Annotated in this window: 17 protein-coding genes and 2 tRNA genes; 12 read left to right on the top strand and 7 right to left on the bottom strand. The window is 68.7% G+C overall.

Annotated elements, in window-relative coordinates:
• Positions 1 to 100: 100 nt before the first annotated feature.
• Both ppdK and ACS5RC_RS04510 read left to right on the top strand, forming a co-directional pair.
• A complete protein-coding gene (ppdK, locus tag ACS5RC_RS04515; protein WP_478342605.1) occupies positions 101 to 2,803 on the top strand; it encodes a pyruvate, phosphate dikinase in 2,703 nt (900 codons plus the stop codon).
• Positions 2,804 to 2,986: 183 nt separating this feature from the next.
• A complete protein-coding gene (locus ACS5RC_RS04510; protein WP_478342604.1) occupies positions 2,987 to 3,235 on the top strand; it encodes a hypothetical protein in 249 nt (82 codons plus the stop codon).
• A 90-nt stretch (positions 3,236 to 3,325) separates the two neighbouring features.
• Here the strand turns inward: ACS5RC_RS04510 and ACS5RC_RS04505 are convergent, their stop codons facing one another.
• The 3 genes from ACS5RC_RS04505 to ACS5RC_RS04495 form a co-directional block, all read right to left on the bottom strand.
• Positions 3,326 to 4,843, bottom strand: coding sequence for a peptidoglycan L,D-endopeptidase MepK (locus tag ACS5RC_RS04505; protein ID WP_478342603.1), 1,518 nt, complete (start codon positions 4,841 to 4,843; stop codon positions 3,326 to 3,328).
• A 250-nt stretch (positions 4,844 to 5,093) separates the two neighbouring features.
• Positions 5,094 to 7,061, bottom strand: a complete 1,968-nt coding sequence (locus tag ACS5RC_RS04500) for a L,D-transpeptidase family protein (RefSeq protein WP_478342602.1) — start codon at positions 7,059 to 7,061, stop codon at positions 5,094 to 5,096.
• A 147-nt stretch (positions 7,062 to 7,208) separates the two neighbouring features.
• Complete coding sequence (locus tag ACS5RC_RS04495) at positions 7,209 to 8,702, bottom strand: sigma-54-dependent transcriptional regulator (protein ID WP_478342601.1); 1,494 nt, start codon at positions 8,700 to 8,702, stop codon at positions 7,209 to 7,211.
• A gap of 40 nt (positions 8,703 to 8,742) precedes the next feature.
• On the opposite strand from ACS5RC_RS04495, the gene ACS5RC_RS04490 reads away from it, so the two are divergent.
• The 10 genes from ACS5RC_RS04490 to ACS5RC_RS04445 all read left to right on the top strand — a co-directional run bounded on the left by ACS5RC_RS04490 (position 8,743) and on the right by ACS5RC_RS04445 (position 18,246).
• Positions 8,743 to 8,982, top strand: coding sequence for a hypothetical protein (locus tag ACS5RC_RS04490; protein WP_478342600.1), 240 nt, complete (start codon positions 8,743 to 8,745; stop codon positions 8,980 to 8,982).
• Positions 8,983 to 8,997: 15 nt separating this feature from the next.
• Positions 8,998 to 10,875: a M3 family oligoendopeptidase gene (locus ACS5RC_RS04485; protein ID WP_478342599.1), complete on the top strand. Its 1,878-nt coding sequence runs from the start codon at positions 8,998 to 9,000 to the stop codon at positions 10,873 to 10,875.
• 81 nt (positions 10,876 to 10,956) lie between these two features.
• Positions 10,957 to 12,318 carry an ABC1 kinase family protein gene (locus tag ACS5RC_RS04480; RefSeq protein ID WP_478342598.1) on the top strand — a complete coding sequence of 454 codons (1,362 nt, stop codon included), beginning with the start codon at positions 10,957 to 10,959 and terminating at the stop codon, positions 12,316 to 12,318.
• 122 nt (positions 12,319 to 12,440) lie between these two features.
• A complete protein-coding gene (locus ACS5RC_RS04475; protein ID WP_478342597.1) occupies positions 12,441 to 12,734 on the top strand; it encodes an aa3-type cytochrome c oxidase subunit IV in 294 nt (97 codons plus the stop codon).
• A gap of 131 nt (positions 12,735 to 12,865) precedes the next feature.
• Entirely contained in the window at positions 12,866 to 14,089 is a 1,224-nt protein-coding gene (locus ACS5RC_RS04470) for a Re/Si-specific NAD(P)(+) transhydrogenase subunit alpha (RefSeq protein WP_478342596.1), read from the top strand.
• 23 nt (positions 14,090 to 14,112) lie between these two features.
• Positions 14,113 to 14,562, top strand: coding sequence for a proton-translocating transhydrogenase family protein (locus ACS5RC_RS04465; RefSeq protein WP_478342595.1), 450 nt, complete (start codon positions 14,113 to 14,115; stop codon positions 14,560 to 14,562).
• A 4-nt stretch (positions 14,563 to 14,566) separates the two neighbouring features.
• Entirely contained in the window at positions 14,567 to 15,964 is a 1,398-nt protein-coding gene (locus ACS5RC_RS04460) for an NAD(P)(+) transhydrogenase (Re/Si-specific) subunit beta (protein WP_478342594.1), read from the top strand.
• A gap of 246 nt (positions 15,965 to 16,210) precedes the next feature.
• Positions 16,211 to 17,920 carry a single-stranded-DNA-specific exonuclease RecJ gene (recJ, locus tag ACS5RC_RS04455; protein ID WP_478342668.1) on the top strand — a complete coding sequence of 570 codons (1,710 nt, stop codon included), beginning with the start codon at positions 16,211 to 16,213 and terminating at the stop codon, positions 17,918 to 17,920.
• 87 nt (positions 17,921 to 18,007) lie between these two features.
• A tRNA-Tyr gene (locus ACS5RC_RS04450) sits at positions 18,008 to 18,091 on the top strand.
• Positions 18,092 to 18,172: 81 nt separating this feature from the next.
• Positions 18,173 to 18,246 (top strand) — tRNA-Gly (locus ACS5RC_RS04445).
• 146 nt (positions 18,247 to 18,392) lie between these two features.
• Here ACS5RC_RS04445 and ACS5RC_RS04440 read toward each other — a convergent pair.
• From ACS5RC_RS04440 to ACS5RC_RS04425, 4 genes are all read right to left on the bottom strand, one after another.
• On the bottom strand, positions 18,393 to 18,842 hold the full coding sequence (locus ACS5RC_RS04440; protein WP_478342667.1) for a Ros/MucR family transcriptional regulator: 450 nt from the start codon (positions 18,840 to 18,842) through the stop codon (positions 18,393 to 18,395).
• A gap of 845 nt (positions 18,843 to 19,687) precedes the next feature.
• A complete protein-coding gene (locus ACS5RC_RS04435; protein WP_478342593.1) occupies positions 19,688 to 19,939 on the bottom strand; it encodes a (2Fe-2S)-binding protein in 252 nt (83 codons plus the stop codon).
• A gap of 24 nt (positions 19,940 to 19,963) precedes the next feature.
• Positions 19,964 to 20,638, bottom strand: a complete 675-nt coding sequence (locus ACS5RC_RS04430; protein ID WP_478342592.1) for a helix-turn-helix domain-containing protein — start codon at positions 20,636 to 20,638, stop codon at positions 19,964 to 19,966.
• Between the two features lie 86 nt (positions 20,639 to 20,724).
• Complete coding sequence (locus ACS5RC_RS04425) at positions 20,725 to 21,126, bottom strand: response regulator (RefSeq protein WP_478342591.1); 402 nt, start codon at positions 21,124 to 21,126, stop codon at positions 20,725 to 20,727.
• Positions 21,127 to 21,156: the final 30 nt, after the last annotated feature.

The following is a 21,156-nucleotide window of genomic DNA, read 5'->3' as shown; positions in this document are numbered from 1 at the left end:
CCGGCGTGGCCGTTCACCTTGCGTTGCACCGCGAGATGGTCCAACCCGCGATGACGGGCCGGTGACGGTCGCGCACGCATTGACAACGGACGGAATCGATATGGCGAGCGAGGACACCGCGGAGAACGCGAAGTGGGTCTACGCCTTCGGCGACGGCAAGGCCGAGGGCAAGTCGCAGATGCGCAACCTGCTCGGCGGCAAGGGTGCGAACCTCGCCGAGATGTCCAATCTCGGCCTGCCCGTGCCGCCCGGATTCACGATCACCACCGAGGTCTGCACCTACTACTACGCGCACGCCAAGCAATATCCGCCCGAGTTGAAGGCGCAGGTCGCCGAGGCGCTGGCCAAGGTGGGAGCGCTGACCGGCCGCACCTTCGGCGATGCGGCGAGCCCGCTGCTCGTCTCGGTTCGCTCGGGCGCGCGCGCCTCGATGCCCGGCATGATGGACACGGTGCTGAATCTCGGCCTCAACGACGAGACCGTGGCGGCGCTGGCCGAGAGCTCCGGCGACGCGCGCTTCGCCTACGATTCCTACCGCCGCTTCATCACCATGTACTCGAACGTGGTCCTCGGCGTGGAGCACCACGCCTTCGAGGAGGCGCTGGAGAGCTACAAGGCCGGCAAGGGCTTCGAGCTCGACACCGAGCTCGGCGCCGAGGACTGGAAGTCCTTGATCCAGACCTACAAGAAGATCGTGCGGGACGAGCACGGTTCCGACTTCCCGCAGGGAGCCGAGGACCAGCTCTGGGGCGCGATCGGCGCCGTCTTCGATTCCTGGATGATCCCGCGTGCCAAGAAGTACCGCGAGCTGAACAGCATCCCGGAGAGCTGGGGCACGGCGGTCAACGTGCAGGCGATGGTGTTCGGCAACATGGGCGACACCTCGGCCACGGGCGTCGCCTTCACCCGCAATCCCTCGACCGGCGAGCGGGCCCTCTACGGCGAGTTCCTGATCAACGCGCAGGGCGAGGACGTGGTGGCGGGCATCCGCACCCCGCAGGACATCACCGAGAAGGCGCGCATCGAGGCGAAATCCGACAAGCCGTCGATGGAGCGGGCGATGCCCGAGAGCTTCGCCGAGCTGACGCGGATCTACGGGATCCTCGAGAAGCACTACCGCGACATGCAGGACATGGAGTTCACCATCGAGAGCGGGAAGCTCTGGATGCTCCAGACCCGCAACGGCAAGCGCACCGCCAAGGCGGCGCTGCGCATCGCCGTCGATCTCGCCAACGAGGGCCTGATCTCCCAGGAAGAGGCGGTGCTGCGCGTCGAGCCGGCCGCGCTCGACCAGCTCCTGCACCCGACCATCGACCCGAAGGCCGAGCGCAAGGTCATCGCCTCGGGCCTGCCGGCCTCGCCCGGCGCGGCCACCGGCGAGATCGTGTTCAACTCCGAGGATGCGGAGACCTGCAAGAAGGCCGAGCGCAAGTGCATCCTGGTGCGCATCGAGACGTCCCCTGAGGACATCCACGGCATGCACGCTTCCGAGGGCATCCTGACCACCCGCGGCGGCATGACCAGCCACGCGGCGGTGGTGGCCCGCGGCATGGGCAAGCCCTGCGTGTCCGGCGTGGGCTCGATCCGCATCGACTACAAGGCCAAGACCCTCTCGGTCGGCGGTGTGACCCTGAAGGCGGGCGATCGGATCACGATCGACGGCTCCACGGGCCAGGTGCTCCAGGGTGAGGTGAAGATGCTGGAGCCGGAGCTCTCCGGCGACTTCGCCACGCTGATGGTCTGGGCCGACAGCCACCGCACGATGAAGGTGCGCACGAACGCCGACACCCCGACCGACGCCCAGACCGCCCGCAGCTTCGGCGCGGAAGGGATCGGCCTCTGCCGCACCGAGCACATGTTCTTCGAGGGCGACCGCATCATCGCGGTGCGCGAGATGATCCTGGCCGACGACGCGGAAGGGCGGCGCGCGGCGCTCGCCAAGATCCTTCCCTACCAGCGGCAGGATTTCGCGGAGATCTTCAAGATCATGTCGGGCCTGCCCGTCACGATCCGTTTGCTCGACCCGCCGCTGCACGAGTTCCTGCCGCACTCGGATGCCGAGGTGCAGGAGGTGGTCAAAGCCACCGGGGTCTCCGAGGACAAGATCCGGCACCGGATGCGCGAGCTCTCGGAATTCAACCCGATGCTCGGCTTCCGCGGCTGCCGCCTCGCCATCGCCTTCCCGGAAATCGCCGAGATGCAGGCCCGGGCGATCTTCGAGGCCGCCGTCCAGGCCGCGGAGGAGACCGGGGCCCCGGTGACCCCGGAGGTGATGGTCCCGCTGGTCTTCACCCGCGCCGAGTTCGACATCGTCAAGGCGAGCATCGATGCCATGGCGCAGGCAGTCTCTGCCGAGAAAAACGCCACGCTTGATTATCAGGTGGGCACGATGATCGAGCTGCCGCGGGCCTCGCTGATGGCCGGCGAGATCGCCGAGACCGCCGAATTCTTCTCCTTCGGCACCAACGACCTGACCCAGACGGCCCTGGGCATCTCCCGCGACGACGCCGCGACCTTCCTGGGTCCCTATACCCAGAAGGGCATCCTCCCCGCCGATCCCTTCGTCACGATCGACCAGGAAGGCGTCGGCGAACTCGTGCGCATCGGCGTCGAGCGCGGGCGCAAGACCCGGCCCGACATCAAGCTCGGGATCTGCGGCGAGCACGGCGGCGACCCGGCCTCCATCGCCTTCTGCCAGGACGTCGGCCTCGATTACGTCTCGTGCTCGCCGTATCGCGTGCCGATCGCCCGGTTGGCCGCGGCGCAGGCCGCACTCGGCAAGGCGGCGGTCAGCGAAGGCTGAGCGGCCCGCGCGACGGCCCGGACACCCGGATGTCCGGGCCGTTCACCTCCTGCGAACCATGGGCCTCAAGGCCTGTGGAAAAATTGAGGCGCCGGGGCGAACCTGCGCCGTACGGGCACGTTGAATGCTAGTGGCCTCCCGCGAGCGCGCGGGCTCGTCCGGTCACGCGCGGGAATCCCGGCCATGAGCGACGTGAGCCCCTCCCCTCTCCTCCTCGGCGAGACTGTCTCGGTCGCGCGATTGCCACGCATCGTCGAGCGAGCCGGCCTCTGGTCGCTGGCGCTGCTCGGCGGCACCGTGACCGCGGGCCTCATGATCTTCGCGGTCGCCACGCAGAGCGGCGCGGACGCCGAGCGCATCGCCGGCAGCGGCGGATACGCGACATCGCTGGTCTCGGCGCTTGCCGTGAAGCAGGCGCGGCCCGCTTTCTGAACGCAGACTCGTCCCGTCGATCCGGGCGCGCCGCGTCGGCGCGAGAGTGGCTGCTGCGCAGAGCGCCTGCGGCTCTCCGACGGTTGCGCGTCAGCGCTGACCCGAAATCGCCCGCGTCGCCGAGCCGCTGAATTGCCGCGTCGCGAGGGCATCGCCGGCCCCGAAGCGTGTCGTGACCGGTTGCGGGGCCGCCGCCACGAGCCCGTCGGCCGCGCCCTCACGCCGCGTCCGCGTCTGGGCAACGCGCACGGGGGCCGACGCGGCCGGATCGTCCGCCGCAGCGGCCTCGAACAGCGCGCGAAGCTGGGCCTTGGGATCTGCGTCGGCGCCGACGAGCGGAGCTCGGCGGCTCGGACCCGGCAGCAGGGCGGCCTTCTGCACGAGCTCCGGCCGCGGGAGCGGTGCGGCTCCTAGGGCGATCGGTGCGATCGCAGCGAGCTGGACCGGACGCGGCGGCGGGAGAGGCATGGCGATCGCCGCCGCGATCGCCGCGAGGTCCGCCGGACGGCGCGGCGGCAGCGGCGCCAGAGCGGAGGGAAACGCGGACGCGAGAACCGCCGGGACGGCGGACGACGCCGCATCGCCCGCCGCGCCAGGCGGGTCGGCGGTCAGCAGCGCGCGGGCATCCACGCCTTTGCCGTCCCGCTGCTCAAGCGAGCGGACCGGGGCCACGCCGGCATCGGGCGCGGCATAGGCGAGGGCCGCGCGGGTGCCGATCGGGGATTCGGGATCGGCGCTCGCGACCGCGACGACGGGCGCGCGACGCGCTCGGGCCGTGGCCGGGACCGGTCCGGGGGCGGGCGTGTCGGATCGGCCGAACAGGCTCGCCAGGAACCCCGCGATGCTCGGGCCGTCGTCCATGTCCGCCTCGGCGACCTGGGTGGTGATGCCGGCGACGCTGCCGCCGCGGGCGAGCACCTCGGCGCGGGCCTCCTCGTAGCGGGCGAGCGGGTGTCCGTCGGTCGGCAGGTGAACGGTCCGGCCATCCGGGAACAGGCGAGCGAGCTGGTCGTGCGTCATGCGCGGCCAGGACCGCACCGAGCCCACATCGAGATGCACGAAGGGCGAGCCGGCATGCGGATACCACCCGACCCCGCCGCGCTGCATCTGCATGCCGACGGCGCGGATCTGATCGACCGAGACGTCGGGCAGGTAGAAGTCCATCGCCTTGCCGAGCATGTGCTGGCTGAATTCCGCCACCATTCGCGAGCGACGGCGCAGCATCGCGTTGGTGCCCGGCGAGCGATAGGCCGAGACCACGTGGATCGGCTCGTTCGCGCCGACCTGCCGGTAGGCCTCCCACACCGTGTCGAACAGGCGCGGATCCATCTTGGTCGGCTCGTCGATGCGCCAGTCGCGCAGCAGCCAGTTGAGCTGCTCCAGAGCCGCGCGGTCGTAGCGCCCGTCGCGCCGGAACGTGATGGTGGCGCTCTCCTTGGTGTGGGTGTGGAAGATGGTCAGCGTGCGCGTGTCGCCGTTGGCGACCGCATCCTGGGTGCCGCTCGTCCCCGCGACCAGGGCGAGAGCGATGCCCGACACCGCGAGCGCGAGCCGACGGAGCGAGCGGGAGGCGGCAAGCGCCGGGCGGAGGCGGGGGAACCGACGCACGATGGTCCTGGCCCTCTTCAACGATCCGCGCGGCGCGGTCCTGATGGTGAAGGCAAGGTTACCGAAGACCGTGAACACGCGGTTATCGGATCCCGGCCTCCGGCAGCGCCTACCGGGCAACGGCTAAGGTCAGACCGTGGCGAAATCGTGCCCGCAAGTGCGTCCACGCACCCTCGCGGATTCTTGTCCGGCGCCGGTCCTACGGCGCCTCGCAGCCGGAACCCGGGCCCGAGGCTGGCCGGGACCTGGGCTACCACCAGCCGCGATAGACCGGAGCCGGGCGCGCGCCCCAGGGATCGGGATCGCCATACGCCCCCGCGACGGCACGGTCGGTCCGCGGCGCCGCGCGATGCGGCCGCGGGCGGGGCCGGGGCGCCTCCGGCAGCTCGAGGCTCTCCGCCACGCGCCGCTTCGGCTCGGACGGCGCCCGCGCGATCGCCGGCCCGCCGCCCCCCGGCAGGCCGAGGGCGGCCCGCATCGGCGCGTCGTAGCCATAGATGTCGGGAAGGGTGCGATAGCCCCCGGCATCGTCCACGTAGGCGGTGAAGTAGGCCAGATGCACCGGGATCTTCTGCTCTAGGCGGATGGTGCGCTCGCCCTTGCCGATCAGTTTGCGCAGCCGTTCGCTCGTCCAGGCGTCGGGCAGCACGGCGTCGCCGAACCGGAACGGGTCGTCCACGCGCACGCAGCCGTGACTGAGTGCCCGCTCCGACCGGCCGAACAGCGACCGGTTCGGGGTATCGTGCAGGTAGACCGCGTGATTGTTCGGGAACATGAATTTGATGAAACCGAGCGCGTTACGCTCACCCGGGGGCTGGCGCAGCGAGATCTGCCCGCCACGACGCACGACCTCGTAGCCGCCCCAGGTCTGGCCACCATAGGCCGCGATCTTGGGCAGCATCGTCTTCATGATCGACGGCGGCACGTACCAGGACGGATTGACCACCGCATACTCGATGAGCCCCGAGAACAGAGGCGTCGGCGATTCGGCCTTGCCTACGATCACCCGCGTCTCGTCCCGCAGGGCGCCGCCGCGGAAGACACGAAGGCGATACTCGGGCACGTTCACCAGCACGTAATCGGGCCCGAGGTCGGACGGCAGCCAGCGCCAGCGCTCCATGTTGACGATGAGGGCGGCCTCGTCGGCACCCGTCGCCTGGCGCGTATTGGATCCCGCCAGTGCCAGCACGGTCTGGATGTTGAGGGTGCCGGTCGCCGGCAGGCCGCGTTCGCGCTGGTACTTCGTCACCGCCGCGGCAACGTCGGCATCGTAGGCGTCGGCTTCGCCCGGGCCGGACTCGAGCGTACCGGCAGCTCGAACCGGCATGTCGAAATGGCTGCGCAGCAACGGCACCCGCCGGTCGCGCATGCCGATCCGGAGGACCGGGCCAGGAGGCAGCTGCAGACGCGGTGGCGCGTTCGTCACCGTCGGACCGCGGGCGGCGGCGAGCCGCGCCTTGAGAGAGAGGTAGCCCGGCTGGTGCGGATTGTAGCTCTGGAGCCGATCGCCCGCCTCGGCGCCCGCGCCCGCGATCCGCGCGAGGACCGCGTCGGCTGCCGGCAGGTCGAGCGTCGGCGTGATCAGACGTGAGATCGATGCGAGATTGACTCGGCCGCCCCGCGCGTCGCGCGCGTAGAGCGCCGCTGCCGCCGAGAGCTTCAGGTCGGCGTCCGCCAGGGCCGCCTTGTCGTCCGCGGAGGCCGGCAGCGTCGGGACCGGATAGGCGCGTGGATCGAGGCCATCCTCGGCGGCGGCCGCGAGGCGGGCGGAGACGGCTTTCGCGGCCGCCGTGTAGGCACCGTCGACGATCCAGACCAGCTTGAAGGCCCCGAGGGCGTAGAAGGCCTTGATCGCCTCCCGCTCCTTGGTGGTCAGGCGTGCCAGGAGCGGCGCGGCATCGCCGAGTCGATGGAAGAGGGCAGCGGCCTCCGGATCGCTCGGTGCGACGGGCGTCGCCGGCGCCGCGATGGATGCGGGCGGCTCGGCGGGTGTCTCTTCTGCGGCGGGAGCGGGCGCCACCGGAACGCCGACAGCTTCCGCCGGGGTCGTCGGCTTAGCGGATTCCGCCGCGACGGGCGCCTGCGGCGGGCTCGGCGCCGCGGAGCCGACCGCGGCGGTGCGCAGCACCGGTTCGTCCATCGCGCGCGCGGCCGGAGCGGCCGATCCCGCGGCGATCAACGCGGCCAGTGCGACGGTGCCTGAGCGCGAGACGCCCATCTGTGTCTCTCCTCGGATCGGACCGCGCGAGGCGATCCGTCCCTGTAGGTATACGCGAATCAAGCGCGGCCGTATGCAACGACCGCTGCAGGGCGCCCCGGCCTGCCCTGCTTCGGGCGCCGGGCCGCCGTGGCGTCACCGGCATGGTCAGGCCGCCGCGTCGTCGACCTTGTCGTCGCCGTCGAGGCCGAGGTCCTTGAGCTTGCGGTAGAGGGTGGAGCGGCCGATACCGAGGCGGCGCGAGACCTCGGACATCCGGCTGCGGTAGAATTGCAGGGCGTAGCGGATGATCTCGGCCTCGAGCGCCTCCATGGTCTTCATCTCGCCGGTCTCCTCGACGACCAGCGACATGGAATGGGGGTCGCGTACCTCGACGCGGACGATCTCGCGAACCGGCTCCGGAAGGGCAGAGGCCGAGACCGGCTGTCCGGGCGCGGCCGGGATGCGGACGTCGAACCCCTCCACGTGCGCGGCGATCTGCGGGAATTCGGCGACGGTCAGCTCGTCGCCGTCGGCGAGCACCACGGCGCGAAACAGGGCGTTCTCGAGCTGGCGCACGTTGCCGGGCCAGCCGTAGCGCGTCAGGAGCGCCATCGCCTCCGGGGCGATCGCCCGGATGCGCTTGCCCTCCTCCGCCGAGAAGCGGGCGCAGAACGAGCGCACGAGGTCGGGAATGTCCTCGCGCCGCGCGCGCAGCGGCGGCAGCGTCATCGGGAAGACATTGAGGCGGTAATAGAGATCCTCGCGGAAGCGCCCCTGCTTGACCAGATCGAGCAGGGACCGATTCGTCGCGGAGATCAGCCGGATGTCGACGCGGACGCTGCGCTTGGCGCCGACGGGATCGACTTCGCCCTCCTGCAGCGCCCGCAGCAGCTTGACCTGCGCATCGAGGGGCAACTCGCCGATCTCGTCGAGGAACAGGGTGCCGCCGGAAGCCTCGACGAACTTACCGAGATGACGCTCCGTCGCGCCCGTGAAGGCACCCTTCTCGTGCCCGAACAGGGTCGATTCCACGAGATTGTCGGGGATCGCCCCGCAATTGACTGTCACGAAGGCCTTGCCGCGCCGCTCGCCGGACCCCTGGATGGCTCGCGCCAGCACCTCTTTTCCGACACCCGATTCGCCCTCGATCAGGACCGGGATATTCGATTTCGCGGCCCGCTCGGCGAGGCGCATCACCCGATCCATGTCCGGGCTCTTCGAGGCGAGATCGCGGAAGCTCAGGGAGCCCGACGCGCGGCGGCGCATGCGCCGGACTTCCTCCTCCAGCTGGTCGACCCGCAGCGCGTTCTTGATCGAGACCTGCAGGCGCTCGGCTCCGGCGGGCTTCACCACGAAGTCGACGGCGCCCGCTCGCATGGCGGTGACGACGGCGTCGATCGAGCCGTTGGCGGTCTGGACGATCACCGGGGTGTCGAGGCCGAGCTTGCGCATCTCGGCCAGCACGCCGAGCCCGTCGAGCCCGCCCGGCATCACCAGATCGAGCAGCACGACGTCGATGCCTGCATCCGACTGCAGCAGGGCGAGCCCCTCGCTGCCGTTCTCGGCCGTGCGGGCCTCGAAGCCGAAGCGCCGGATGGTCGCCTCAGCCAGGCGTCGCTGCACCGGGTCATCGTCGACGATCAGCACCGTGGTCGTCATGCGGAGGTTCCCTGTGCGTCGCGCACATGCGGACCGGCGCGTGCCGTACCCTCGGGCGGCGCGCGCCGAGAGCGGCGTGCTTGCGTGTTCCGTTTCGATCCGCACCCTCGCGCAGATGCGTAAAGCCGCGCTTAACGACGATCCGAGCTTTCGGGCTTATGATCGCCGTGACACCGCGCGTTCGAGCGACATCGTGGATGATGCGGTCTCGGTTGAAGCGTGGAGCCGTGCGCTCGATATCAAGGCGACGAGGGCGACGCCGACGCGTCCGCCGCCGTGAAGGATGTGATCACCGATGCTGAACCGTTTTGCCGCAGCTCCCGCCGCGCTACCCGTCCGGAGTGCCGAGGGCGTGCATGCGGCCCGGGCCGCCGCACATGCGGCCGATCTCGGCGTGCTTCCGGAATGGGATTTGAGCGACCTTTACCCGGGCATCGACTCCCAGGAATTCCGGGCCGACCTCGAACGGGCGGAAAACACGTGCCGACACTTCAGCGAACGCTTCGCCGGTCGCATCGCCGCGCTCGCAGCGGAACCCGACGCCTCGACCAAACTTGCCGAGGCGGTGCGGGACTACGAGGCGATCGAAGACCTTCTGGGCAAGCTGATGTCCTACGCGGGCCTCGTTTACTCGGGCGACACGACCGACGAGGCGCGGGCGAAGTTCTACGGCGACACGCGCCAGCGCCTGACCGATGCCTCGGGGGAGTTGCTGTTCTTCGGGCTCGAACTCAACCGCGTCGAGGATGCCGCGCTGGACACGGCGATGCGCGCGGGCCCGCTCGCCCATTACGCGCCCTGGATCGAGGATCTGCGCCGCGAGAAGCCCTACCAGCTCGAGGATCGCGTCGAGAAGCTCTTCCTCGAGAAGTCCGTGACCGCGAACGCCGCTTGGGACCGGCTCTTCAACGAGACCATCGCGTCTCTGCGCTTCCCCGTGCAGGGCGAGATGCTGCCGCTGGAGCCGACCCTGAACAGGCTCCAGGATCCGGACGGCGCGGTCCGGCGCGAGGCTGCGGGGGCCGTCAGCGAAGTGCTGCGGGCAAACCTGCGCGTCTTCACGCTGATCACCAACACGCTGGCCAAGGACAAGGAAATCTCCGACCGCTGGCGCGGCTTCAAGGACGTGGCGGACGCCCGCCACCTCTCCAACAGGGTCGAGCCCGAGGTTGTCGCCGCCCTGGTCGATGCCGTGCAAGACGCATATCCGCGCCTGTCGCACCGCTACTATCGCCTGAAGGCCAAGTGGTTCGGCGTCGAGGCCCTGCCCTACTGGGACCGCAACGCACCGCTGCCCCGCGTCGAGCAGCGCACGATTCCGTGGAGCGAGGCGCGCGATACCGTGCTCTCGGCCTACGACGCGTTCTCGCCGGAGATGGCAGGAATCGCCAAGCGCTTCTTCGACAGCAACTGGATCGATGCGCCGACGCGCCCCGGCAAGGCGCCCGGCGCCTTCGCGCACCCGACCGTGCCCTCGGCGCACCCGTACGTCCTCGTCAACTATCAGGGGAAGCCGCGCGACGTGATGACCCTCGCGCACGAACTCGGCCACGGCGTGCATCAGGTGCTCGCCGGCCCGAACGGCGCGCTGATGGCGCCGACGCCGCTGACGCTGGCCGAGACGGCGAGCGTGTTCGGCGAGATGCTGACCTTCCGCAAGCTCCTCTCCGCCACCACCGATCCGACCCAGCGCCGCGCCATGCTGGCTGCCAAGGTCGAGGACATGATCAACACGGTGGTGCGCCAGATCGCGTTCTACGCTTTCGAGCGGAAGGTCCATCTGGCGCGCGCCAAGGGCGAGCTGACCACCGAGCAGATCAACGCGCTCTGGCTATCCGTTCAGGCGGAATCCCTCGGACCGGCGATTGCGCTGGATTCGGGCTACGAACCCTTCTGGGCCTACATTCCGCATTTCATCCACTCGCCGTTCTACGTCTACGCCTACGCCTTCGGCGACTGCCTCGTGAATTCGCTCTACGGCGTCTATGCCAAGGCGGAAGGCGGCTTCGTGGAGCGATACTTCGCGCTTCTCTCAGCGGGCGGCTCGAAGCCCTACGCCGAGCTGTTGAAGCCCTTCGGCCTCGACGCCAGCGATCCGGGCTTCTGGCAGATCGGCCTCGGCATGATCGAGGGGATGATCGCCGAGTTGGAAGCGATGGAGGGGACCGCCTGAGCCGCGGCGCAGGGACCCATTCCCCTGGTAGCGCGGCCGGCGCGTCTTATCTGCGAGTCACCGAGAAGTGAGCGCATCCCGATGGCCGAGACCGACCGCGAAGCCAACCGATTTTCCGCGCGCGCCAGCCGCTACGCCCGCGTCGGCGCCAACGTGGGCGGTGTCGCCGCGCGCATGGCCGGCGCGCGGCTGTTCGGCAAGGAGGGCACCACCAACGCGGCGGCCCTGGCTCAGGCACTCGGTGGCCTGAAGGGCCCCATCATGAAGGTGGCGCAGTTGCTCGCCACGGTGCCAGACCTGCTGCCGCCCGAATATGCGACGGAGTTGCAGAAGCTGCAGGCGGACGCGCCGCCGATGGGGGCCGCCTTCGTCAAGCGGCGGATGATGGCCGAACTCGGCGCGAACTGGCAGACGCGGTTCAAGGCCTTCGACCTGAACCCGGCGGCCGCGGCCTCGCTCGGTCAGGTGCACCGCGCCACCGCTCTCGACGGGACCGCGCTCGCCTGCAAGCTCCAGTATCCGGACATGCAATCGGCGGTCGAGGCCGATCTGAAGCAGCTGGAGGTCGCCTTCGCGCTGCATCGGCGCATGAATTCCTGGCTCGATACACGCGAGATCGCCAAGGAGATCGGTGCCCGCGTGCGCGAGGAACTCGATTACGAGCGTGAGGCCAAGCACGCCGCCCTCTACGGGGCGGTGCTCAAGGACATCGCCGCGGTGCGCGTCCCGGCGGTGCGCACCGATCTGTCCACCAAGCGGCTGCTGACCCTGGGCTGGCTCGACGGCGCGCGCATCCTGAGCTTCGCCGACGCGCCGGTCGAGACGCGCAACCGCATCGCCCAGGCGATGTTCAAGGCGTGGTGGCACCCCTTCAGTCGCGCCGCGGTGATCCATGGCGACCCGCATCTCGGCAACTACACGGTCTTTCTCGAAGATGGTGAGCCCTTAGGCATCAATCTGCTCGATTACGGCTGCGTGCGGATCTTCCATCCGCGCTTCGTCGGAGGCGTCGTCGATCTCTACCGCGGTCTTCTCACCAACGACGAGGCCCGCATCATCCACGCCTACGAGGTCTGGGGCTTCAAGAACCTCAACCGTGAGGTTATCGAGATCCTGAACATCTGGGCTCGCTTCATCTACGGGCCCCTGCTCGAGGATCGTACTCGCACCGTCGCGGATGGGGTGAAACCGGGTGAGTATGGGCGCCGGCAGGCGTTCCAGGTGCATCAGGCCCTGAAGGAACGCGGGCCCGTGACCGTGCCGCAGGAATTCGTCTTCATGGACCGGGCCGCGGTCGGCCTCGGCGCAGTGTTCCTCCACCTTCGTTCGGAGCTGAACTACCACCGGCTGTTCGAAGCCGAGATCGAGAGCTTCTCGCTCGACGCGCTGTCGGGGCGGCAGGAGGAGGCTCTCACAACCGCCGGTCTGCCTCTGCCCGTTTGAGAGGCGCCCGGCGGACCAAACTTAGCCGTTTGTAGGACGGCAACGCGATTGCCGCAGCAATATCCTTACGCTACACCCCCATGCGACAGAACAAAGAGGCGTCAAACGGGGACGAGCGCACGATGGCCGATACCAAGACCGCTGCCGGGGCGTCCTACAGCCCGGCGATGGACGCCCAGACTCACGAGCAAACCTACCGGGGCTTCGTCCGCTTCGTCGAGATCGCCACGGGGGTGGTGCTGTGCTGGGTCCTGGCCCTCGCCGTTGGCGGGGTGCGCGAGGCATGGCTCACCGCGATCCTCGGTGTGGTCGCGTCGGCCGCGGCCGGCACCATCGGAGCCCTCGCCCCCGCGATCGGCTGGAAGGCCCCGTTCGTCGTCGGCGTGCTCCTTGCACTGTACCTCGCCTTCGCTTGAGCCTGCCGGCGGCTCCGTGCGAGCCGTCCGGTTACATCGTGCCCAATTTGATCATCTCATCGCGACCGGACACCTCGAAAAAGCGTAGCGCTTCACGCATTCGGTGGCGGTCCATAGAGGGGGAAGCCTGAATGCGCATCGCTGTGCTTTCGGAGACGGATGCCGCGGAAACGCGGGTCGCGGCGGTGCCGGAGACGATCAAGAAGTTCATGGCTCTCGGGGCCGACGTCGTGGTGCAATCGGGCGCCGGCCTGAGTGCCGGCGTGCCGGACGGCGAGTACGAAGCGGTCGGCGCCGCGATCGCGGCATCCGCCGAGGAGGCCGCCCGCGATGCGGACCTCGTGCTCAAGGTCCGTCGTCCTGGCGCGGACGAACTCAAGATCCTCAAGCGCGGCGCCACGGTCGTCGCCATCATGGATCCGTACGGCCACGAGGCCGAGTTGAAGGCGATGGCCGATGCCGGCGTGAACGCCTTCGCGATGGAATTGATGCCTCGCATCACCCGCGCTCAGGTGATGGACGTGCTGTCCTCCCAGGCGAATCTTGCCGGCTACCGGGCGGTCGTCGACGGCGCCGCCGAGTACGGCCGGTCCATGCCGATGATGATGACCGCCGCCGGCACGGTCCCGGCCGCTCGTGTTTTCATCATGGGTGTGGGCGTCGCCGGTCTGCAGGCGATCGCGACGGCCCGGCGTCTCGGTGCGGTCGTCACCGCCACGGATGTGCGCCCTGCCACCAAGGAGCAGGTCGAGTCGCTCGGCGCCAAATTCGTCGCCGTCGAGGACGACGAGTTCAAGCAGGCCGAAACTGCGGGCGGCTACGCCAAGGAGATGTCGGCCGAGTACCAGCGCAAGCAGGCTGACCTCGTGAAGGGCCACATCGCCAAGCAGGATATCGTCATCACCACGGCGCTTATCCCGGGCCGCCCGGCCCCGAAGCTGGTCTCCGAGGAGATGGTGGCCTCAATGAAGCCCGGCTCGGTCCTCGTGGATCTCGCGGTCGAACGTGGCGGCAACGTCGCCGGCGCCAAGGCCGGCGAGATCGTCGTGACCGATAAGGGCGTGAAGATCGTCGGCCACAACAACGTTCCGGGGCGCTTGGCGGCCACCGCTTCGGCCCTCTACGCGCGCAACCTCTACGCCTTCCTCGAGACGCTCATCGACAAGGAGGCGAAGACCCTGGCGATCAAGTGGGACGACGAGCTCGTCAAGGCCACGAACCTCACCCGCGACGGCCAGGTCGTCCACGCCTCCTTCCAGCCGAAGACCGATGGCGCGGCCTCCGAGGCAGCCGCGGTCGGGCTGGCGAAATCCGAGGCGGCACCGGCCGCCACGCAGACGTCAGGCGCGGCGTAACCGGCTCCCGAGGAGAATTCCGAATGGCTACCATCCCCCCCGATCAGGCGGCGGACCAGACGCGCGTCCTGGCCGACACCGCCCGCGCCGCCGCCGCGGCCGCCCGCAACGCCGCCGACCAGGCCCAGGCCATCGCCGAGGGCATGGGACACGGCGTGGCCGCCGTCACGCACGGTGCCGTCGACGCCACCGTGTTCCAGCTCGCGATCTTCGTTCTGGCGATTTTCGTCGGCTACTATGTGGTCTGGTCGGTGACGCCGGCGCTGCACACGCCGCTGATGTCGGTGACCAACGCGATCTCGTCGGTGATCATCGTCGGCGCCCTGCTCGCGGCCGGCGTGCCGCTGATCGAGAAGGGCACCGGGGCGGCTCGCTTCTTCGGCTTCATCGGCATCATCCTCGCCAGCGTCAACATCTTCGGCGGGTTCCTCGTCACGCAGCGCATGCTCGCCATGTACAAGAAGAAGGCTTGAGACGATGTCCCAGAACGTCTCCGCCCTCCTCTACATCGTCGCCGGCGTCCTGTTCATCATGGCGCTGCGGGGTCTCTCGCACCCGACCACTTCCCGACAGGGCAACCTGTACGGCATGATCGGCATGGCTCTCGCCGTGCTGACGACGCTCGTAGGCCATCCGCCGGCCGGCTTCGGCGCGTGGATCCTCGTGCTCCTCGGCCTCGGAATCGGCGGCGGTGCGGGCGCTGTGATTGCCAAGCGCGTGCCCATGACGGCGATGCCGCAGCTCGTGGCCGCCTTCCACTCCCTCGTCGGCCTCGCGGCTGTCGCGGGTGCGGCGGCCACGCTCTACGCCCCGCAGGCGGTGGGCATCCTCGAGAATGGCCACATCCACAAGGAGTCGCTGTTCGAGATGGCGCTCGGCGTCGCCATCGGCGCGATCACCTTCACGGGCTCGGTCATCGCTTTCGCCAAGCTCGACGGGCGCATGTCCGGCAAGCCGATCATGCTGCCGCAGCGGCACCTGATCAATATCGGGCTCGCCGTCGCTCTGGTCGTGCTGATCGCGATCTTCATCGGCAGTGAGAGCAAGGCGATCTTCTGGCTGATCGTGCTGCTGTCCTTCGCGCTCGGCGGCCTGCTCATCATCCCGATCGGCGGCGCCGATATGCCTGTCGTCGTCTCGATGCTGAACTCCTACTCGGGCTGGGCCGCGGCCGGGATCGGCTTCACCCTGGGCAACCTCGCGCTGATCATCACCGGCGCGCTGGTCGGCTCCTCGGGCGCGATCCTGTCCTACATCATGTGTCACGCGATGAACCGCTCGTTCATCTCGGTCATTCTCGGCGGCTTCGGCGGCGACACCGCCACGGCTGGACCGGGTCAGGTCGAGACGCGGCCGGTCAAGCAGGGCTCGGCCGACGACGCGGCCTACATCATGAAGAACGCCGAGCGCGTCATCATCGTCCCCGGCTACGGCATGGCCGTCGCCCAGGCTCAGCACTCGCTGCGCGAGATGGCCGACATGCTGAAGAAGGAGGGCGTCGACGTGAAGTACGCCATCCATCCCGTCGCGGGCCGTATGCCGGGCCACATGAACGTTCTGCTGGCCGAAGCCAACGTCCCCTACGACGAGGTCTTCGAGCTGGAAGACATCAACGGCGAGTTCCCGCAGGCGGATGTGGCCTTCGTGATCGGCGCCAACGACGTCACCAACCCGGCCGCGAAGACGGACAAGGCCTCGCCGATCTACGGCATGCCGATCCTCGACGTGGAGAAGGCCAAGACCGTGCTCTTCATCAAGCGCGGCATGGGTTCGGGCTATGCCGGCGTCGAGAACGAGGTGTTCTTCCGCGACAACACCATGATGCTGTTCGGCGACGCCAAGAAGGTGGTCGACTCGATCCTGAAAAACCTCTGACCTGGATGGTTGCTGGCGCCCTGGTCCGCGGCGGCAACTCTTCGATTTCTCCGGCGGGGCGGGCAGCGATGCCCGCCCCGCTGTCGTCTGGAAGCGGCAGCGCCGCCGCGCCGACCCGGCTATGATGCCCAGGTGACCGTTTCCCCGCCCCTCCCCCGAGCCTTCCTCGGTGTCGCCACTTCGGTCCAGGGCCGGGCGTGGCGAGAGCGCTGCGCCGACCACCGCGCACAGGCGGCAGCGGCCACGATGGTGCAGGCCTACGGGCATCCCGAGCTGCTCGCACGGGTCTTGGCGGGCCGGGGCATCGTCCCGGAGGCGGCCGAAGCTTACCTGAACCCGCGCCTGCGGGACCTCTTGCCCGACCCCGACACCCTGCTCGATATGGGCGTCGCCGCCAAGCGGATCGCGCGGGCCGTGCGCCGCGGCGAGATCGTCGCGGTGTTCGGCGATTACGACGTGGACGGCGCGGCGAGTGCCGCCTTGCTGGCGGGCTACCTGCGCAATCTCGGCATCACAGCGCGCATCCACATCCCGGACCGGATCACCGAGGGCTACGGCCCCAACGTCGAGGCGGTACGCAGTCTCGCTGCGGACGGGGCGACGCTTCTCGTCTGCGTCGATTGCGGGACCAGCGGACACGGGCCGCTGGAGGAAGCGGAGAAGCTCGGTCTCGACGTGCTGGTCCTCGATCACCACACGGCCTCGGAGGTTCTGCCCCCGGTCCGCGCCCTGGTGAACCCGAACCGGCTGGACGACCTCTCGGGGCTCGGCCATCTCTGCGCCGCGGGCGTCGTCTTCCTCACTCTCGTCGCCGTCAACCGGGCGCTTCGGGCCGAAGGCTTCTTCGGTTCTGCGCTCGCCGAGCCCCGCCTCCTCGACGCCCTGGATCTCGTGGCACTGGCCACCGTCGCCGACGTGGTTCCGCTGACGGGGCTCAACCGGGCCTTCGTGGTTCAGGGCCTCGCGGTGATGCGCACGCGTGGGCGCACCGGGCTCGCTGCGCTCCTCGATGCGGCCTCGCTCGACGGACCCGCGGAGGCATGGCATCTCGGCTACCTGCTCGGACCTCGCATCAATGCGGGCGGACGGATCGGGGATGCGAGCCTCGGCGCCCGTCTCCTGACGACGGACGACCCGATCGAGGCCGTACGGATCGCCGGCGAGCTCGATCGCCTCAATCGCGAGCGCCAACTGATCGAGGCGCAGGCTGTGGCAGAGGCGGAGGCCGCGATGGACCGGCTCCTCACCCTCGAGCCCGATCGGCCGGTTCTCGTCGCGGGCAGCACGGAATGGCACCCGGGCGTCGTCGGGCTGATCGCCGCGCGCCTGAAGGAGCGCTTCGGTCGCCCCGCCTTCGCCTTCGCGTTCCGGCCGGACGGGACCGCCACGGGCTCGGGCCGCTCGGTACCGGGGGCTGATCTCGGCCGGGCGGTGCGCCTGTGCGTGGAGAGCGGTGTCGCAGCGAAGGGCGGAGGTCACGCCATGGCGGCCGGCGTGACCCTGCGAGGATCTGACCTTACGCTCTTCGAGGCGCAGCTCACGGCCAGCCTCGGTGCCGCCGTTGCCGAAGCGCGCGCCGCCGACGTGCTCCTCATCGACGGCGCGCTCAGCGCTGGCGGCGCCACGGCCGAGACGGTCCGGCTCATCCACCGCGCGGGGCCGTTCGGCCAGGGGTCGCCAGAACCTATCTTCGCCCTGCCCAACCATCGGATCGTCGACGCGGGCATCGTCGGCTCCGGGCATGTCCGCGCCCGCCTGCGCAGTCGCGACGGCCAAGCCATCGGGGCGATCAGCTTCCGCAGCGCGCAGAGCCCGTTGGGGCTCGCGCTTCTGAATGGTATCGGGCGGGAATGCCACGTCGCCGGCACCCTGACCTGCGACCGCTGGCGCGGCGCCGAGCGCGCTCAGCTGCGCATCTGCGATCTTGCGGCGGCCGATGGACAGCCATCCTTCTGAAGGTGCCCGCTGGACCGCTTCGACGAGTTGACTCCGGCGCCGACGCTCACCATAAGAGCCCGCGCGGCCCCGGACGGGCCGCTGTTTGGGGGAATGTCCCGAGCGGCAAAGGGGGCGGACTGTAAATCCGCTGCGTAAGCTTCGTAGGTTCGAGTCCTACTTCCCCCACCAAGCGCCCCGACCCGGAAGTCCGCGAGATCCCGAGGTTGGAGCCTTCTCAAGTCCGTCCGCCCATGGTATCCGGCGGATCATGCGGGTGTAGCTCAATGGTAGAGCAGCAGCCTTCCAAGCTGAATACCCGGGTTCGATTCCCGGTACCCGCTCCAAACGCTTTCCTTCGAGTATTGAAAAGCTCAAGCCCCGCGTTCGGCGAACGCGTTCTGAGCGTCAGGTCTGTAAGGGACCCGATTTTCTGACGGTTCGCCGGCGCTGTCGTCTGCTGCAAACGGCCGAAACGGTGTGTCCCCAGCGCTTAGGATGAAACCAGCACAAGCCGGGGCACGGGCCCACGTCCACGACGGTGCCGACCAAGTCCGCGGACGCGCGCAAGTTCGGCGCGCTGAGCCGAGTAGCCCTGTGCCGTCATGGGATAATCGGGTGGCAGGCCCCATTTCTGACGATAGGCGTCCGGTGTCAGGCCGCGCAGGGTGAGGTGGCGGCGAAGCATCTTGTACGGCTTCCCGTCCTCGAAGCTGACAAGGTGGTCGTACGTGATCGAGTCGCGGATCTGCGCCGGCGTGAGTTTCTGGCTTGGCTGGCCCTGAAACTCATTCGATTGTGCAAGTTTTTGCAAGGTATTGTTCACACTATCGATTATATTTGCTAGATCATCAAAAGAAACGGATTGCGTTCGCAAATAAGCCGTCACGATCTTTGCCATAACCGTGATGTGCATAGTATGAGCGTCAGGACGTGAGGTGATCACTTTTGACTCCGGCGTTCAGATGAATGCTTGCAAAAGCTATTGCCTCTTGAAGGTCAAGCTACATTATATACCATTTCGTGAGATATCGTAATTTTATGACATATTTTGCGTCATTTACGAGGGCTTTATCGCACAGACGGAAGATTTTAGCGGAATCTGTTGCGCGAATTGGACCCGAGATACAGGAAAATCCCCGTAGTGGTCGTCCACTCGAACGGTCGCCAGAGAGTCTCTTGTGAGGCGTGGTGGTCGTGGCCCGATCCGTCGGCACCCGCCACCGGGTCGCGGCCGGGGCCGGGGCCGGTGGGCGATCCGCTCGAGCCCCTACGACCACGAATATTCCCGGCCGTGTGCGACTTCGGTCTAGACCACGCCTCGACGCTGGTCCGCGCGACCTTCGGCGGCCGAATGTGAGAGAAATTCCGAGGGCTCGATGTGGCCGCTTGGAAGGCAGGATACCCCTTAAGGCCCGCTTCGAGGACGGGGCCGCTCTCTGGACCCTTGTTGGTCGGCTATGAGGACGCGATCGAGCTCTGGACCGGCCACCACGCTCTCGGGCGGTTCGAACGCGATGGCGCGACGCATTCCCGGCCCTGGGAGGGCCGCCGGTCCGCAGGCGATGTGCAGGCCCGGTGCGTGTGAACGCGCGGCTGCGGTGTCTCCTGGTCGATCCGCTCTTGGCGAAGCCGATGCTTGTGGACGCGACATCGGAACAGGCGAAGCCCGCAAGCGATGGCGGCAGATCGGGATCGCGCTCTGGCGGAGCCGTGCGGTCGCGTGCGGACTTCGACGCCCAGATCTGGCCGTCCGGCGACTTTGGGCCGGCGCCCCGCATCATCATTTCAACCTGCCCGATGCAGAAAACCGGTCATGTCATCCGGCGAACCGTTCCCCGCGCCGCGGGCGGCGACTCGACGATCTTCCCGTCCGACGTCGGAGAGGATCGAGCGGATGCTCCGGGCGCAGCGCCCGCACCCGGCCCGGCATCCAAGTTCGCGGTAGACGACGGCAGGGGTGCAGAGGAGACCACCCTTGCGGGCGGCGAGCGTGCGGATGGCGTCCGCGGAGAGGACGTTGCAGGAGCAGACGATCATGGCGGCACCGGGCGGGAGGTGCGCTCAAGCGTCGAGGCGGCGGAGCGCCGCCTTGTCCCGCAGCACGACCGTTCGTCTGTGGGACGGCAGCTCGATGACGCCGTTTCGCTCCAGGAGGGTGAGCGAGCGCGAGACGCTCTCGACCGTCAGCCCGAGATGATCGGCGATGTCGACCCGCGACATCGGGAGCTCGACGGCGGAGACGGACCCACACCGTTCCGCAAGCGCGAGAAGGAAGCTCGCGATCCGCTCCTTCGCGGATTTGCGGCCGAGCAGCATCATGTGCTCATGCGCCCGCTCCAGCGCGTGCATCACGGCCGAGACGACCGCGCGCGCCAAGGCACCTTCGTCCCGCGCAAGCGCGTCCTGGTCTCCGCGCCGATGGATGACCAAGGTCGTGCCGGTGACGGCCTCCGCGCCGAACCGGTGCTCGTCCCCGACTTCGACGCCGAAGATGTCGCCGGGGAGGTAGAAGCCCGAGATCTGCCGGCGCCCGTCGTCCAGGAGCTTACAGGTTCGGACCGCGCCGGACACGACTTGGTAGAAGTGCGCGGCGCGGTCGCCCTCGGCGTAGATCTCCTCGTCCGCCGCGTAGCAGCGGCGGGATCCTCGGCCGGCCGCCTGCCTCAGTCCGAGCTGGGGGACGGGGCCGGCGTTGAGGACGGGAGCGAGGCCGGAAGTGGCGAGTGCGAGTTGCATGGGGCCCTCGACGCGATCGCGTATCGACGACCCTGGCTACGCCCCGGCTGGACCCGATGAAATTCCGGTCCATCGCTTAAGGGACTTTACGTAGCCGCGCCGAGGCCGGTCTCGACCGGCACCGCGAGCGCATCGTAGATTCCGGCAAGCAGCGACCCGTCCTCGAACGGCTTTTCGACCACATGCAGGAAGCCGGCGCTGGCCGCCCGCAGCCGTAGGTCCTCCGTAACGCGCCCCGAGATCAGAATGGCCGGCAGGCCTACGCGGCGGCGGCGCAGCCGACCGACGAGTTCGACCCCATCGATGCCCGGCATGTAGTGGTCGACGACGAGGCAACCGGACCCGGGCAGCCCGCTTTCACCGAGCAGGTGTTCGGCGTCCTCGTAGAGGCGCACGTCGAGCCCTTCGAGTTCGAGGACGAACTTGAGTGAATGTCGGACGGCCGCGTCGTCATCGACGACGAGGACCAAGCCGGAGGGGGAAGGCATGGCGCATCCGGAACGGGTATCGAGTCCTCG

Source organism: Methylobacterium sp. HJ2 (assembly GCF_056431005.1).
This window is presented reverse-complemented; position numbering and strand designations above follow the sequence as displayed.

What these genes read in the sequence shown, in the direction of transcription:
- ACS5RC_RS04485 (WP_478342599.1), top strand. Translation starts at nt 8,998, where the DNA reads ATGCTGAACCGTTTTGCCGCAGCTCCCGCCGCGCTACCCGTCCGGAGT.
- ACS5RC_RS04480 (WP_478342598.1), top strand. Translation starts at nt 10,957, where the DNA reads ATGGCCGAGACCGACCGCGAAGCCAACCGATTTTCCGCGCGCGCCAGC.
- ACS5RC_RS04475 (WP_478342597.1), top strand. Translation starts at nt 12,441, where the DNA reads ATGGCCGATACCAAGACCGCTGCCGGGGCGTCCTACAGCCCGGCGATG.
- recJ (WP_478342668.1), top strand. Translation starts at nt 16,211, where the DNA reads ATGGTGCAGGCCTACGGGCATCCCGAGCTGCTCGCACGGGTCTTGGCG.
- ACS5RC_RS04510 (WP_478342604.1), top strand. Translation starts at nt 2,987, where the DNA reads ATGAGCGACGTGAGCCCCTCCCCTCTCCTCCTCGGCGAGACTGTCTCG.
- ACS5RC_RS04500 (WP_478342602.1), bottom strand. Translation starts at nt 7,061, where the DNA reads ATGGGCGTCTCGCGCTCAGGCACCGTCGCACTGGCCGCGTTGATCGCC.
- ACS5RC_RS04460 (WP_478342594.1), top strand. Translation starts at nt 14,567, where the DNA reads ATGTCCCAGAACGTCTCCGCCCTCCTCTACATCGTCGCCGGCGTCCTG.
- ACS5RC_RS04470 (WP_478342596.1), top strand. Translation starts at nt 12,866, where the DNA reads ATGCGCATCGCTGTGCTTTCGGAGACGGATGCCGCGGAAACGCGGGTC.
- ACS5RC_RS04430 (WP_478342592.1), bottom strand. Translation starts at nt 20,638, where the DNA reads ATGCAACTCGCACTCGCCACTTCCGGCCTCGCTCCCGTCCTCAACGCC.
- ACS5RC_RS04435 (WP_478342593.1), bottom strand. Translation starts at nt 19,939, where the DNA reads ATGATCGTCTGCTCCTGCAACGTCCTCTCCGCGGACGCCATCCGCACG.
- ppdK (WP_478342605.1), top strand. Translation starts at nt 101, where the DNA reads ATGGCGAGCGAGGACACCGCGGAGAACGCGAAGTGGGTCTACGCCTTC.
- ACS5RC_RS04465 (WP_478342595.1), top strand. Translation starts at nt 14,113, where the DNA reads ATGGCTACCATCCCCCCCGATCAGGCGGCGGACCAGACGCGCGTCCTG.
- ACS5RC_RS04425 (WP_478342591.1), bottom strand. Translation starts at nt 21,126, where the DNA reads ATGCCTTCCCCCTCCGGCTTGGTCCTCGTCGTCGATGACGACGCGGCC.
- ACS5RC_RS04495 (WP_478342601.1), bottom strand. Translation starts at nt 8,702, where the DNA reads ATGACGACCACGGTGCTGATCGTCGACGATGACCCGGTGCAGCGACGC.